The sequence below is a fragment of the Nocardia alni genome, from assembly GCF_019038435.1.
GTDB classification, from domain to species: Bacteria; Actinomycetota; Actinomycetes; order Mycobacteriales; family Mycobacteriaceae; genus Nocardia; species Nocardia alni.
The window spans coordinates 1-14,410 of record NZ_JAGPOX010000059.1; the positions used below are offsets into that span (position 1 = coordinate 1).

Here is a 14,410-nt window from a genome sequence, read left to right on the forward strand (position 1 = left end):
CCCCACCCCCGACCAACGCGGAGTCTCCCCCGACCACTGATGGGCTCCCGCGCTCGACCTACCGATCTATCCGGCTCAGCAAGCAACGTCTCGACCGTCCATATCGGCCACCCGCACCCGAAAAAGTCGTAATTCCCCGGTAAGGATCCCGCCATCCAACGCCATCACCGGCCAATCCTGTGGATCTCGCGGTTTCCGTCGACGAGCGCTGGTCTCCAGTGGTGCATACACCCTCAGCGGCTCAACCTCGACAACGCCGGTCATCATGACCTCGTTCGCGACTGTACGTAGCTGCGATGTTTCCGCGGACGATAATCGCCCACGCTCAGCGATTGCCCTGATCCGCCGTTCCAGTTCGTGGCGTGTTTCGCTCCACTGTTCTTCGGCGAGGAAAAACTCCAGCGCCGGACGTCGCAAGAGTTCTCGCCCTCGTTTGCGCAGCAACTCAGCCACCAGCACACTCGCATCGACGACAACGATCATTCAAGTGGCTTTCGCAGATCGAACAGATCAGCCAGCTCGTCCTCCGACATCCCAGAACTCGCCACAACCCGCCCTACGACAGCCTTCCAGCTTGTCCCAACGTCTCGTTCACTTCATCACGATCACGCGCAACAGGAAGATAGAACCCGATGATGCGACCATGCTTGCGGACCGCAATGGGATCGGATGCGAAACGAGCGGGTGGCTACAGCTTGACCAGATCGTCTGCATGGATAACCGGGCGACGCATGCCGTCGGGCAGATCGCTGGTGGAGCGGCCGATCATCGTATGGAGTTCGATGCTGTCGTATTCGGCGACCCCGCGGGCGACGAGCGTGCCGTCGGGGGCGATCAGATCGATGACGTCGCCGCCATGGAAATTGCCTCGTACGCCGGTGATTCCGGCGGCGAGCAGGGAGCGGCGGCAGTCGGATACGGCGCGGACGGCGCCCTCGTCCAGCAGGACGGCGCCTCGGCTGTCGGCGGCGTGGCGGACCCAGAACTTCCTGGCGGACAAGCGAACCGGACGGGCGGCGAAGGCGGTGCCGACCGTCGCGCCGGCCAAGGCGGGCGCCGCGTCGGTGGCCGCGGCCAGCAGTACCGGCACGCCGGCGTCGGCGGCCAAACGGGCGGCGGACAGTTTCGAGGCCATGCCGCCGGTGCCCAGCGCGCCGCCGCTGCCGGCGATCACCCCGTCCAGGTCGGCGGAGCCGCGCACCTCCGGGATGAAGGTCGCGCCGCCCTTGCGCGGGTCGCCGTCGTAGAGGCCGTCCACATCCGACAGCAGTACCAGCGCGTCCGCGCCGACCAGGTGCGCGACCAGGGCGGCCAGGCGGTCGTTGTCGCCGAAGCGGATCTCCTCGGTGGCGATGGTGTCGTTCTCGTTGACCACCGCGATCGCGTGCAGCGACCGCAGGCGATCCAGGGTGCGCTGGGCGTTGCGATGGTGTTCGCGCCGGGAGAAGTCGCCGGCGGTCAGCAGCACCTGCCCGACCGTGCGCCCGTACCGGGCGAACGAGGTGCCCCACGCGTGCGCCAGTGCCAGCTGCCCGACGCTGGCCGCCGCCTGCTTGGTCGCCAAATCCTTGGGCCGCGAGGACAATCCGAGTGGCGCGATACCCGCGCCGATGGCGCCGGAAGAGACAACGACCACATCGGATCCCGCGCGCATCCGCGCCTCCACCGCGTCGGCCAGCCGATCCAGTCGCCCGGTGTCCAGCCCGCCCTCGAGACTCGTCAGCGCCGACGACCCGATCTTCACTACGACGCTGCGCGCCGAAGCGACCGCCCGGCGCGCCTGGCTCAGGTCACTGCCCGAGGATTCCACCTGTGCCGCACTGGAACTCATAAGCCCTCACCTACTCGACCACCTCGTCCTCTTCGACCAGACCGCGCCGCGCCCGTGAGGCGTGCTTGCGCTCGGCCGCGGAGATGCGCTCGGTCTGGTCCAGGCGCGGATCGGTGCCGCGACCGGTCATCACCATGTCCACACCCGCGGAAACCTGCGGCTCCCAGTCGAAGGTGACATCGCCGATGGTGACCGGCGCGCCGGACTCCGCACCCAGCTTGGCGAGCTGCTCCTCGACCCCCAGGCGGGCCAGCCGGTCCGCGAGGTAGCCGACGGCCTCGTCGTTGTCGAACTGGGTCTGGTGCACCCAGCGCTCGGGCCGCTCGCCGTGCACGATGAACCCGCCCTCCAACTCGGGATCACGCTCCACACGAAAGCCGCTGTCTCCCCTGACAACCGGCCGAATCACCGGACGGGTGGGCGCGGCCTTCGGATGCGCCTCGCGGTACTGACGCACCATCTCCGCCAGCGCGAAGGTCAACGGCCGCAACCCTTCCCGGCTCACCGCCGAGATCGTGAACACGGGCCAGCCGCGCCCGGCGAAGTCCGCGCTCACCATCTCGGCCAGTTCCGCGGCGTCCGGGACGTCGGCCTTGTTCAGGATCACCACACGCGGTCGGTCGGCCAGGTCGCCCAGCACGGCATCGGCGGCCAGCGCGGGCTTGTACGCGGCCAGTTCCGCCTCGAGCGCGTCCACGTCGGAGACCGGATCGCGACCGGGTTCGAGGGTCGCGCAGTCCACCACGTGCGCGAGCACCGCGCAGCGTTCGAGATGGCGCAGGAAATCCAGCCCCAGCCCACGTCCCTGGCTCGCGCCGGGAATCAGGCCGGGCACATCGGCGATGGTGAAGGTGGTGTCGCCGCTGGACACCACGCCCAGATTCGGCACGAGCGTGGTGAACGGGTAGTCGCCCACCTTTGGCTTGGCGGCCGACAGCACCGACACCAGCGAGGATTTCCCGGCCGAGGGAAATCCGACGAGGCCCACATCGGCGACCGACTTCAGCTCGAGGACGACCTCGCTCTCCTCGCCCTCCTCGCCGAGCAGCGCGAACCCGGGAGCCTTACGCGCCCGGGACGCCAGCGCCGCGTTGCCCAGCCCGCCCCGGCCGCCGCGCGCGGCGATATAGGTGGTCCCGGCGCCGATCAGGTCGGCCAGCACATCGCCGTCGGGCCCGATGACGACGGTACCGTCCGGAACCTTCAGCAGCAGATCCTCACCCTGTTTGCCGTCGCGGTCGCCGCCCTCGCCCGGTTTGCCGTTCCCGGCCTTGGCGTGCGGATGGAAGTGGAAGTCCAGCAGGGTGTGCACGTTCGCGTCGACCTCGAGGATCACATCCCCGCCGTTGCCGCCGTTACCGCCGTTGGGCCCGCCCAGCGGCTTGTACTTCTCCCGGAGCACCGAGACACACCCGTGCCCGCCCTTACCGGCGCGCACTTGAAGCACGACGCGGTCGATGAACTTGGACATGATGTCAATTCCTGTGTCTCGTAGCCGCCCTGCCGCTGTGATCTGCGGCCGGGAAACTGGTTGTCGGTGGCCTTGCTCGGCTCGGCGGATTCGCGGCCGGAGCAGCCTCACCGTTCGGCCGGATCACGCCGCCCGCATACTCGCGGACCAGTGGTGCCAACTTTGTCGCCCGTGCCTCGCCTTCTCGGCGCTCGGTCCGAACGAGTCTCTCGGCGGTGCGTCTCACTCACTCACGCGGGCCGAACCTCACGCATGTGATCGTGATCGGCCCGGTGGCGGGCAGATCAGCCGGTTGTCACGCTTACCCGCCGGAGCCGACCGACGTGACATCCGGCTGATCCACCCGCCCTAGTGGGCGTGGCGCGCAATGCCTGCTCGTCTCGATTGTATGCAGAGCCGGGCCGATGCCTTGCGCCGATCCGTTCACATCACGCTCGGAGACCCTGGTCCGCCGGTCGAATGTCACGTTCGGGCGAGCCGACCGAACCTCAATGGTGACGCTGGGCAATCAGGCCGATCGACCCGAATCGGTTCGGCAACCGCCGTGAACAGCGAAACGGGCCAGGGTTGTCGAGAACCCTGACCCGCTTCGAAGTCTCTATCCGGTGCGGCTCAGGCCTCCACCGGCTCCGGAACCACGATGTTCACGGTCTTGCGGCCACGCTTGGTGCCGAACCGGACCGAGCCCGTCGCGAGGGCGAACAGCGTGTCGTCGCCGCCACGGCCGACGTTCACGCCGGGGTGGAAGTGGGTGCCACGCTGGCGCACCAGGATCTCGCCCGCGTTGACGAGCTGACCGCCGAAGCGCTTGACACCGAGCCGCTGTGCGTTCGAATCGCGACCGTTGCGGGAGCTGGATGCACCCTTCTTATGAGCCATAGCTGGTTACTCCTCGTGGGTACGGGGCGTTGATCCCCGCAAGTCCGTTACTTGATGCCGGTGACCTTCAGGACCGTCAGCTTCTGACGGTGGCCCTGGCGCTTGTGGTAGCCGGTCTTGTTCTTGAACTTGTGGATGCGGATCTTCGGGCCCTTGGTCTGGTCGACGATCTCCGCGGAGACCGAGACGTTGGCCAGCTTGGCCGCATCGGTGGTCAGCTCAGCGCCGTCGACGACGAGCACCGTCGGCAGCGACACCGCGCTGCCGAGCTCACCCTCGATCTTCTCGACCTTCACCAGGTCACCGACCGCGACCTTGTACTGCTTTCCGCCGGTCTTGACGATCGCGTACGTTGCCATCGGTCGGCTGCTCCTCTACTCGTGCTGGGCACACTCTGCTCACGCGGGCTGTCGGCCGGACTCACCGGCAACCGCCACACGACTGGTCTGGTATTCACCGCCACCTGGACGCCCATAGCTCTCGTTCGAACCGGGCCACGGGCCATGCACAAGACAGTGCTGACGCCGAGCAGCGACTATCCGAGATTACAGGACTCCTACCCCAGCACCAAAACCAGGTTGCGCGACACACACCGACGACCCCGTCATCACCGACAATAGGGCCTTCGACCTGTGCGTTCTCCTCCAGCCACCCGACTCCGGCACCCCGGTCGACCTGAACAACCGCCCCGCTCGCGACGAGATTGACGGACCGCGACATGCACGCCTGCCGCCACCGCACACGCCACCGGCCGGACCATCACAGGCCCGCCGATCGAGCCGCACTACCACCGTGTGTCCGTCCGAGGGGTGTCGAAACCGGCAGTTCCGCCCACACTCATCCAAAACATGACGTCGACCTGACCTACCGCACCCTTACGAGCGCGAGTGCGCCGCCAGCTCAGCTGACGGCGCACTCGATGGATGAGGCAGAACCGAGGAACTCAGTCGTCCTGTCCGGGCGCGCCCGCAGCGCGTCCCGACGACCGCCGGCGGGGCCGGGTGCGCGGAACGGTCACGGGGACGACGTCGGCTGTGAAGTCGACCGCCGGAGTCTGGTCCCGATCCTCGCTGGACAGGACGAAGACCGCGTCCTGGCTGTCCGCGGCGGGCGCGGTGACGGTGCGGGCCACGCGGCGACGTGCCCGGCGAACCGGTTCGTCCGCACCTGCCTCCACGGCCGGTGCGGACGAGGAATCCTGCACCGCATCAGCAGGGGCCGCAGCAGTCTGCCCGGCCGAGTCGCGACCCGACACCGAGTCGTGGTCCGCCGCCGATCGATCCGTGCGCGCAGATCCGCTCACCACCGACTCATCCGTCCCGGCGGGTTCAACGGCCGCAATCACGTCGGCAGCAGAATCCTGAACCGGAGCAGCCTCGACCGCCGCAACCGACGAACCGTGCGACCCGGACTCGTCCGCGACCGACTCATCGTGACCGGTCACATCCGACTCCCGCGACGCCGCCGCGGCCTGCTCACGCGCGAGCTCCCGACCGGACCGGAACCTGCGCCGCCGCGTCGGAGCGCTCGCCATCGTCGGCTGCGCCGTGTCATCGGATTGCGCGGCCGCCTCGGTGCCCGCGTGCTCAGCCTCGTCGAACTCCAGGTCGTCCTGGTGGTGCGCGGCCATGGCCAGCGCCACCGGATGCGCCCGCTTGACGGCCGCGGACTCCTCATCGGCATGCACATCGGCGACCGGGGCGCTCACGACGGGAGCGGGAGTGGGAGCAGGCGGCTTGGTGTCCTTGTCCTTGCGCCGGCGACGGCTCTCCCGGCGGCTCGAACCGCCCTCCTCGGCGGGCGCGGACTCGACCGGATAGTCGTGCACCAGGATGCCCCGCCCGTGGCAGTGCTCACAGGTGGTGGAGAACGCCTCGACCAGTCCGGTGCCCAGCTTCTTGCGGGTCATCTGCACCAGGCCCAGCGAGGTCACCTCGGAGACCTGATGCCGGGTACGGTCGCGGCCCAGCGCCTCGGTCAGGCGGCGCAACACCAGATCACGGTTCGACTCGAGCACCATATCGATGAAGTCGACGACGATCATGCCGCCGATATCGCGCAGGCGCATCTGCCGCACGATCTCCTCGGCCGCCTCCAGGTTGTTGCGGGTGACCGTCTCCTCCAGGTTGGATCCGCCCGCACCGGTGAACTTGCCGGTGTTGACGTCGATGACCGTCATCGCCTCGGTGCGGTCGATCACCAGGGTGCCGCCCGAGGGCAGCCACACCTTGCGATCCAGGGCCTTGGACAGTTGCTCGTCGATGCGGAAGCTGCCGAACACGTCCACGCTGGGGTTGTCGTACCGCTCCACCCGCGCCAGCAGATCCGGCGCGACGGTGCGGATGTAATTCTCCACGGTCGTGAAGGACCGCTCACCCTCGATGACGAGCTTGGAGAAGTCCTCGTTGAACAGGTCCCGGATGACCTTGACCAGCAGGTCCGGCTCCTCGTACAGCGTCTTGGGCGCGCCGGAGCCGTGCTTGGAATGGTCCTCGATGGTCTTCCAGGTGGTCTGCAGACGCTCCACGTCGCGGGCCAGTTCGGCCTCGGCCACGCCCTCGGACGCGGTGCGGATGATCACCCCGGCGTCCTGCGGGACGATATCTCGCAGGATCTCCTTGAGGCGCTTGCGCTCGGTATCGGGCAGCTTGCGGCTGATCCCGGTCGACGTGCCGCCCGGCACGTACACCAGGAAACGTCCGGCCAGGCTGATCTGGGTGGTCAGCCGGGCGCCCTTGTGCCCGACCGGATCCTTGCTGACCTGCACCAGCACGGTGTCGCCGGGTTTGAGCGCCTGCTCGATCTTGCGCTCCTTGCCGCCGAGCCCGGCGGCCTCCCAGTTCACCTCGCCCGCGTAGAGGACGCCGTTGCGGCCGCGGCCGATGTCGACGAACGCCGCCTCCATGCTGGGCAGCACGTTCTGCACCTTGCCCAGGTACACGTTGCCGACCATCGAGGCCGACCCGGTGCTGGTGACGAAGTGCTCGACCAGGACGTTGTCCTCGAGCACCCCGACCTGGGTGACCGCGCTCGGGTGGTCGGCGAACGCCTTCTCGCGCACGACCATCACCCGGTCCACCGACTCGCGGCGGGCCAGGAACTCCGACTCGGTCAGGATCGGCGGACGACGACGCCCGGCCTCGCGCCCGTCGCGCCGGCGCTGCCGCTTTGCCTCGAGCCTGGTCGACCCGCTGATGCCCTGGACCTCGTCGACCGCTGCCGCGGCGGCGGCGACCCGGCGCTTGTTGCGCGGCTCGCGCTCGTGCACGACGGTGTTCGGCGGATCGTCTTCCGACGACTCGGCCTCGGCGTCCTCGCCGGCCTTGCGGCGGCGACGACGACGGCGACGACGACTGGAACCCTCGGGCGACGACTCGTTGTCGTCGGCGTCGCCGTCGGCGGAATCACCCTCGGCATCCTCGTTCGACTCGTCGGAGTCCTCGGACTCGTCCGACTCGTCGGAATCACCATCGGACGACTGCTCGCCCCGGCCCCTGCCCCGGCCGCGACGACCGCGACGGCGACGGCGCGAACGGCCCCCGTCATCGGACTGGTCGTCGTCCCAGTCGTTCGACTCGGTGTCGGACTCGTCGGCGGCCTCGGCCTTGACCGCCTCCTTCTCCTTCTCCTTCTCGACGGGGGCGGCGTCCTGCTTCGGCGGTTCGCTGCGTGGTTGCTGCTCCTGTGCGGGCGGCTCCTGCACCTTGGTCTGGCGGGCGGCCCGCAACTGACGGCGCGCCTCCTCGGCGGCCGCGGCGTCCGGCGCCTGGAACAGCGGTGCCGCGATGAACGCGGGCGTGTCGAAGGCCACTGGCTCGGCGGCCTGCGGCTGCTGCGGCTGGAACGGGCTGGTGAACAGCGACTGCCGGCGCGGCGGCTCGGCGGGCTGCGACGGCTCGGCGGCCGGGGTGACGGGCGCGATGGATCCCGTCGGCGGCTCGGCGCCGGACACCACGTCCGTGCTCGCCGGGGCGCCGGTCGACACCGGTTGGGCGCCGACGGACACCCGCGGCGACTCGGCCGGTGCGGGGATCGAAATCGGCTCCACCGCGGACGGCTGCGCCACCGCGGCGGGCGCTACCCCTGATTCAGCCTCGACAGGCCCCGTTTCGGCGGGCACAGGGGCCTGCTCGGCGCCCGACTTCCCGGTAGCGGTGTCCTCGCTGGGTTCCTGCTCTGCCGGAACGAACGCCTCGCGCACCGATTCGGCGACCGTACGGTCCAGGCTCGACTGCGCACTGCGGGCCTCGGCCCCCATATCGGTCAGATGAGCCAAAATGCGCTTGCTGGTCGTTCCCAGCAGCTTCGCCAGCGCGTGCACCCGGATACGTTCCGGCAACTGCGCCGCCTCCCCTGCCCCTGGCGCCTGCTGCGGCGCGTGTCCATTGGTTTCTTGCGACGTTTCCTGCGGCTCTTGATCGGCCACGAAATCTCCTCGGACCCCCGGGCGCGTCCCACTCGCATGCGAGAGTGACGCGGCCGACGCGGGGGCACTGTCCGTTCGCCTCACGCCCCGTGGGCGCGAAGTCTGATGGTCTCGCCCCGCGTGACCCGCTATCACGGTGTCGGTCGTCGTTCTCGGGTAACCGGTCACGCGGCGCCTGGCTGTTGGCTCCAACACCAGGGCCCGAGCGCTCATCCAGCGTGCGGCCGGACAGCCGAGTCTTGGAACCGTCCGGGGCAGCGATGATCGGCGTCGAGCCGCAGTGCCATGTGGTCGCACTCGTCACCAGCACAAATGGCCGATATCGAAGTACTTCCACTGCCAGTATCCCACACCCTTCGTCGTTGCTTTGCCTGCGATAGGTCCATTCGCCTCGGTCCGGCGTGTTCACCGGCCCCCGCAATGGGGTCGCCGGACCGGGTGACGAGGGTTCGATCTTTACGGCCAGCCGGTCTCACAGACCGCGTCGAGGGATGTTTGCCCCAGTATCGCTGGCGGATGGTTGTCGTGGCTCGGCACGCCGCGGTATCCGGCGCGCCCTGTCCGATGTGGGCCCAGCGATCTACTGGGCGAAGTCCGGGAACCAGAGGGCGATCTCGCGCTTGGCCGATTCCGGCGCGTCCGATCCGTGGACGAGGTTGTACTGGGTCTCGAGGGCGTAGTCGCCACGAATGCTGCCGGGTACGGCCTTCTCGACCGGGTCGGTGCCGCCGGCGATCTGCCGGAACGCGGTGATGGCGCGGGGGCCCTCGAGGATGGCCGCGACGACCTGTCCCGACGTGATGAATTCTATGAGCGAACCGTAGAACGGCCGCTCGGCGTGCTCGGCGTAGTGGGCGGCGGCCAGTTCCTGGGACACCTGCTCGAGCTTCAGCGCCGCGATCTTCAGACCCTTGCGCTCGATACGGGTGATGATCTCACCGACCAGGCCCCGGGCGACCCCGTCCGGTTTGATGAGTATCAACGTCTGCTCAGTCACGGCGCAACTCTAACCGGCACACCCGCGGCACTCCGAACCGATGGGCCTTATGCGGATCCCTGCACCCGTTGACTGGGCAGCAATCCCTGGTCCATGCGCTTTTTCACGTCTGCCCGCAGGATCAGGATGAACGCCCACACCGCGAGGAACACGATGCCGATGATCAGTATCGACAGGTGGATGAACGCGCCGAGCAACACGAGCACCTGCAAACCCAGGTTGAAGCTCAACGCCCAGGAACGACCTTGCAGCCCGGCGCCCAGGAACATCAGCACCCCCAGGCCCACCAGATAGGTGACCGACCACCACTTCAGCCCACCGCCGACCGCACCGACCACCGGCAGCGCCAGCAGCACGGTGATGGCCTCGAGGACCAGCGCACCGGCCATCACACCGCGGAAGCCCTTCCATGGGTCGGTCGCCGGCGGCGGCACCGAACTCTCGCCCGACTGGGGCGCCTGCTCACTCATGCGGGATCCTTTCCGAACAACGATCGGGCCGCCCCTGCCGTGACGACCGATCCGGTCACCACGATCCCGGCCCCGGACACCGGCTCCCCCGCGTCGCTCGCATCCTCCGCGATGGCGATCGCCGTCTCCACGGCGTCGGCGAGGGTGGCCGCGGTGACCACGCGCTCGTCACCGAACCGCTGCACCGCGAGATCGGCCAGCTCGTCCACCGACAGCGCACGTGGTGACCCGTTGGTGGTCACCACGATCTCGTCGAAGACCGGCTCCAGCTCGGCGAGAATGCCCTGGGCGTCCTTGTCGCCCAGCACCGCGACGACACCGATCAGTTTACGGAAGTCGAATTCGCTGGTCAGCGTCGCCGCCAGGGCCTTGGCGCCGTGCGGGTTGTGCGCGGCGTCCAGGAAGATGGTGGGCGCGCTGCGCATCCGTTCCATCCGCCCCGGGCTGATCGCGGTCGCGAATGCCGCACGAACGGCCTCGATATCGAGCTGCCGCTCGGCTCCCGCGCCGAAGAACGCCTCGACCGCGGCCAGCGCCAGCGCCGCGTTGTGCGCCTGATGCTCGCCGTGCAGGGGCAGGAAGATCTCGTCGTACACCCCGCCGAGGCCCTGGATCTCCAGTACCTGCCCGCCGACCGCGACGTGGCGCGAGAGCAACCGGAACTCCGACCCCTCGCGGGCGACCGCCGCGTCGGCCTCGACCGCGCGGCGCAACAGCACGTCCATCGCCTCGGGTTCCTGCTCGGCGATGACGGCGACGGTGTCGCGCGGGACGAGAGGATCTTCGGGGGCCTTCTTGATGATCCCGGCCTTCTCCCCGGCGATCGAAGTGAGATCGGGGCCCAGATAGTCCATATGGTCCAGGCCGATCGGGGTGATGACCGCGACCTGGCCGTCCACGACGTTGGTGGCGTCCCAGGTGCCGCCCATTCCGGTCTCGACCACCGCGACGTCCACGGGCGCCTCGGCGAACGCCGCGTACGACATCGCCACCAGCACCTCGAACTTGCTCACCCGCGGTCCGCCCGCGGCCTGCGACTGCCGGTCGATCATCTCGATGTAGGGCTGGATCTCGCGGTAGGTCTCGACGTACTTGGCCGGGGTGATGGGCGCGTTGTCGATGGCGATCCGCTCGGTGGCCAGCTGCAGATGCGGGCTGGTGATGCGGCCGGTGCGGCGGTGCAGCGCGGTCAGCAGCGAGTCGATCATCCGGGTGGTCGACGTCTTGCCGTTGGTGCCCGCGATCTGGATCGACGGGTAGCCGCGCTGCGGGGAGCCCAGCAGGTCCAGCAGTGTCACGATGCGGGTCAGCGACGGTTCGAGTTTGGTCTCGCCCCAGCGCTGGTCGAGTTCGGCCTCGACCAGCGCCATCTCGGCCAAGTCCACCGGGGACGGGCCGGAGTGCAGGCGTTCGGCCGTGCCGTGCTGGTACTCGGGTTCGTCGTTGATGTCGCCGTGGCTCATTTGCTCGCCGCCAGTCGCCCGATCTCCTCCAGCCGCGCCCCGATCCGGGCAACCTCGGATTCGGCGACTTCCTTACGGGTTCGGATCTTGGCCACGACATCCTCGGGAGCCTTGGCCAGGAACGCCTCGTTGCCCAGCTTGCCGGTGGTCCCGGCCAGATCCTTCTGCGCGGTGGCCAGATCCTTCTCCAGGCGGCGACGTTCGGCGTCCAGGTCGACCGTGCCGGAGGTGTCGAGTTCGACGGTGATCGTCGAATCCGACAGCCGCACCTCCAGCGAGGCGGTGGCGGCGAAGTCGTCCGTGGGCTCGGTGAGCCGGGCCAGGTTGGTGATCTCGGCGCGTTGCGCGGTCAGATCGGCGGCATCGAGCCCGATCAGCTTGGCGGCGACCTTCTGCTTATCGGTCAGACCCTGGTCGCTGCGGAACCGGCGGATCTCGGTGATCAGGCGCTGGGTGTCCGCGATGCGCTGGGCGGCGACCTCGTCGACCGCCAGACCCGAGGGCCGCGGCCAGGACGCGACGACGATGGACTCGCCTTCCGCACCCTCGGTCAGCGCCTGCCACAGCGATTCGGTGACGAACGGGATCGCCGGATGCAGCAGGCGCAGCACCGAATCCAGCACGGTGCCGAGCACGATCCGGGTACTCACCGCGCGCTCGTCGGACTCGGCGAACTGCACCTTGGCCAATTCCACGTACCAGTCGCACAATTCGTCCCAGGCGAAGTGGTACAGCCCCTCGCACGCCTTGCCGATCTCGTAGCGGTCGAACGCCGAATCGACCTCGGCGCGCGCGAATTCGAGCCGGTCCAGGATCCACCGGTCGGCATCGGTGAGCGTGCCGCGATCCGGCAGCTCGCCGGGGGCCGCGCCGTTCATGAGCGCGAACTTGCTGACGTTGAACAGCTTCGTGATGAAGCTGCGTGAGGCGGTGACGTGCGGGGTGCCGATGGACAGGTCGCTGCCCGGCTGCGCACCGCGGGCCAGGGTGAATCGGGTTGCGTCCGCGCCGTATTCATCGATCCACAGCAGCGGGTCGACGCCGATGCCCTTGGACTTGGAGTACTTGCGGCCGAACTCGTCGCGAATCAGGCCGTGCAGGAACACATCCCGGAACGGCACCTGCGCCGCATCCGCCTGCTTGCCGGCAGTGATGGCCGGATCGTCGGAGACGAACATGCCGAACATCATCATCCGCGCCACCCAGAAGAACAGGATGTCGTAGCCGGTGACCAGAACGCTGGTGGGATAGAACTTCTCCAGCTCGGGGGTGGCGGCGGGCCAGCCCATCGTGGAGAACGGCCACAGGCCCGAGGAGAACCAGGTGTCCAGGACATCGGGATCCTGCACCCACCCCTCGGGAGCCTGCTCGTCGGGGCCGACGCACGCGACCTCGCCCTCGGGGCCGTACCAGATCGGAATGCGGTGACCCCACCACAGCTGGCGCGAAATGCACCAGTCGTGCATGTCGTCGACCCAGTCGAACCAGCGCGGTTCCTGGCTGGCCGGATGAATCACGGTGTCCCCGGCTCGGACCGCGTCACCGGCGGCCTTGGCCAGGGACTCCACCTTCACCCACCACTGCATGGACAGGCGCGGCTCGATCGGCTCACCGGAGCGCTCGGAATGCCCGACGCTGTGCACGTAGGGGAACTTCCGGGCGACGACGCGGCCCTCCTGCGCCAGGCGCTCGCGGATCTTCAGGCGCGCCTCGAAACGGTCCATGCCGTCGAATTCGGTTCCGGTATCGGCGATCTTGCCGGCCTTGCTCATGATCGTCGGCATCGGCAGACCGTGACGCAGGCCGAGTTCGAAGTCGTTCGGGTCGTGCGCGGGAGTGATCTTCACCGCGCCGGAACCGAATTCGGGGTCGACGTAATCGTCGGCCACGACGGGGATCTGGCGGCCGGTGATCGGGTGGTAGAGCGTGGTGCCGACGAGGGCTTTGTACCGCTCGTCGTCCGGATGCACCGCCACGGCGGTGTCACCGAGCATGGTCTCCACCCGGGTGGTGGCCACGATCACGTGCGGCTCATCGTCGTCGAGCGAGCCGTAGCGCAGCGAGACCAGCTCGCCCTCCACGTCCTCGTACACGACCTCGAGGTCGGAGATGCCGGTCTCGAGTATCGGCGACCAGTTCACCAGGCGCTCGGCGCGATAGATCAGGCCCGCGTCGTACAGCCGCTTGAAGATGGTCTGCACCGCGCGCGACAGGCCCTCGTCCATGGTGAACCTGTCGCGACTCCAGTCGACGCCGTCGCCCAGGCGGCGCATCTGGCCCTGGATGGCGCCGCCGGATTCGCGCTTCCAGTCCCAGACCTTGTCGATGAACAGCTCGCGACCGAAGTCCTCCTTGGTCTTACCGTCGACGGCGAGTTGTTTCTCGACGATGGACTGCGTCGCGATACCGGCGTGGTCCATACCGGGCAGCCACAGCACCTCGTAGCCCTGCATACGCTTGCGGCGGGTGAGCAGGTCCATGATCGTGTGATCGAAGGCGTGACCCATGTGCAGATTGCCGGTGACGTTCGGCGGGGGCAGCACGATCGAGTACGGCGGCTTGCCGCTGGCCGGATCGGCGGTGAAGTAACCAGCGGCTACCCAGCGCTCGTACAGGTCGACCTCTACCTCACTGGGGTTCCAGGTTTTGGGAAGGGCATCGGCACGATTTCGCTGGTTCTCAGGGGCTGTGCTGGTCACCGTGTGATTCTAAGGAGTTGGTTCCGCGGCGCGAACGGGGGCCTACGGACCGAGTCCGGCATGAGTGTGGCGGGAAACCCGAAGGGCGGGGTTTTCGGTGGATGAGGGACACCGAAAACCCCGCCACGAGATCCAGATTACCGCCCTTTCGGCGCATAAACCCCTTCCCACACC

Annotated in this window: 10 protein-coding genes; all 10 read right to left on the minus strand. The window is 68.3% G+C overall.

Annotation, left to right across the window (positions count from 1 at the left end):
* Positions 1 to 75: 75 nt before the first annotated feature.
* The gene (locus tag JZ791_RS22285) at positions 76 to 483 is read right to left on the minus strand and encodes a PIN domain-containing protein (protein WP_216897131.1); all 408 of its coding nucleotides are present in this window, start codon (positions 481 to 483) and stop codon (positions 76 to 78) included.
* Between the two features lie 205 nt (positions 484 to 688).
* Positions 689 to 1,789 (minus strand): glutamate 5-kinase, encoded by a 1,101-nt coding sequence (gene proB, locus JZ791_RS22290; protein WP_216897169.1) that lies wholly within the window; start codon positions 1,787 to 1,789, stop codon positions 689 to 691.
* Positions 1,790 to 1,841: 52 nt separating this feature from the next.
* The gene (gene obgE, locus JZ791_RS22295) at positions 1,842 to 3,302 is read right to left on the minus strand and encodes a GTPase ObgE (protein ID WP_216897132.1); all 1,461 of its coding nucleotides are present in this window, start codon (positions 3,300 to 3,302) and stop codon (positions 1,842 to 1,844) included.
* Positions 3,303 to 3,914: 612 nt separating this feature from the next.
* Positions 3,915 to 4,181 (minus strand): 50S ribosomal protein L27, encoded by a 267-nt coding sequence (gene rpmA, locus JZ791_RS22300; RefSeq protein ID WP_216897133.1) that lies wholly within the window; start codon positions 4,179 to 4,181, stop codon positions 3,915 to 3,917.
* A gap of 47 nt (positions 4,182 to 4,228) precedes the next feature.
* Positions 4,229 to 4,540 carry a 50S ribosomal protein L21 gene (rplU, locus tag JZ791_RS22305; protein WP_216897134.1) on the minus strand — a complete coding sequence of 104 codons (312 nt, stop codon included), beginning with the start codon at positions 4,538 to 4,540 and terminating at the stop codon, positions 4,229 to 4,231.
* Between the two features lie 584 nt (positions 4,541 to 5,124).
* Positions 5,125 to 8,607, minus strand: coding sequence for a translation initiation factor IF-2 N-terminal domain-containing protein (locus JZ791_RS22310; protein WP_438804552.1), 3,483 nt, complete (start codon positions 8,605 to 8,607; stop codon positions 5,125 to 5,127).
* Positions 8,608 to 9,187: 580 nt separating this feature from the next.
* Positions 9,188 to 9,604: a nucleoside-diphosphate kinase gene (gene ndk, locus JZ791_RS22315; protein WP_216897136.1), complete on the minus strand. Its 417-nt coding sequence runs from the start codon at positions 9,602 to 9,604 to the stop codon at positions 9,188 to 9,190.
* A 47-nt stretch (positions 9,605 to 9,651) separates the two neighbouring features.
* Positions 9,652 to 10,074, minus strand: a complete 423-nt coding sequence (locus JZ791_RS22320) for a DUF4233 domain-containing protein (RefSeq protein WP_216897137.1) — start codon at positions 10,072 to 10,074, stop codon at positions 9,652 to 9,654.
* On the minus strand, positions 10,071 to 11,537 hold the full coding sequence (gene folC, locus JZ791_RS22325; protein WP_216897138.1) for a bifunctional tetrahydrofolate synthase/dihydrofolate synthase: 1,467 nt from the start codon (positions 11,535 to 11,537) through the stop codon (positions 10,071 to 10,073). The genes JZ791_RS22320 and folC overlap by 4 nt, the downstream gene beginning before the upstream one ends.
* Positions 11,534 to 14,236 (minus strand): valine--tRNA ligase, encoded by a 2,703-nt coding sequence (locus JZ791_RS22330; RefSeq protein ID WP_216897139.1) that lies wholly within the window; start codon positions 14,234 to 14,236, stop codon positions 11,534 to 11,536. Before JZ791_RS22330 ends, folC begins: the two co-directional genes overlap by 4 nt.
* Positions 14,237 to 14,410 lie beyond the last annotated feature (174 nt).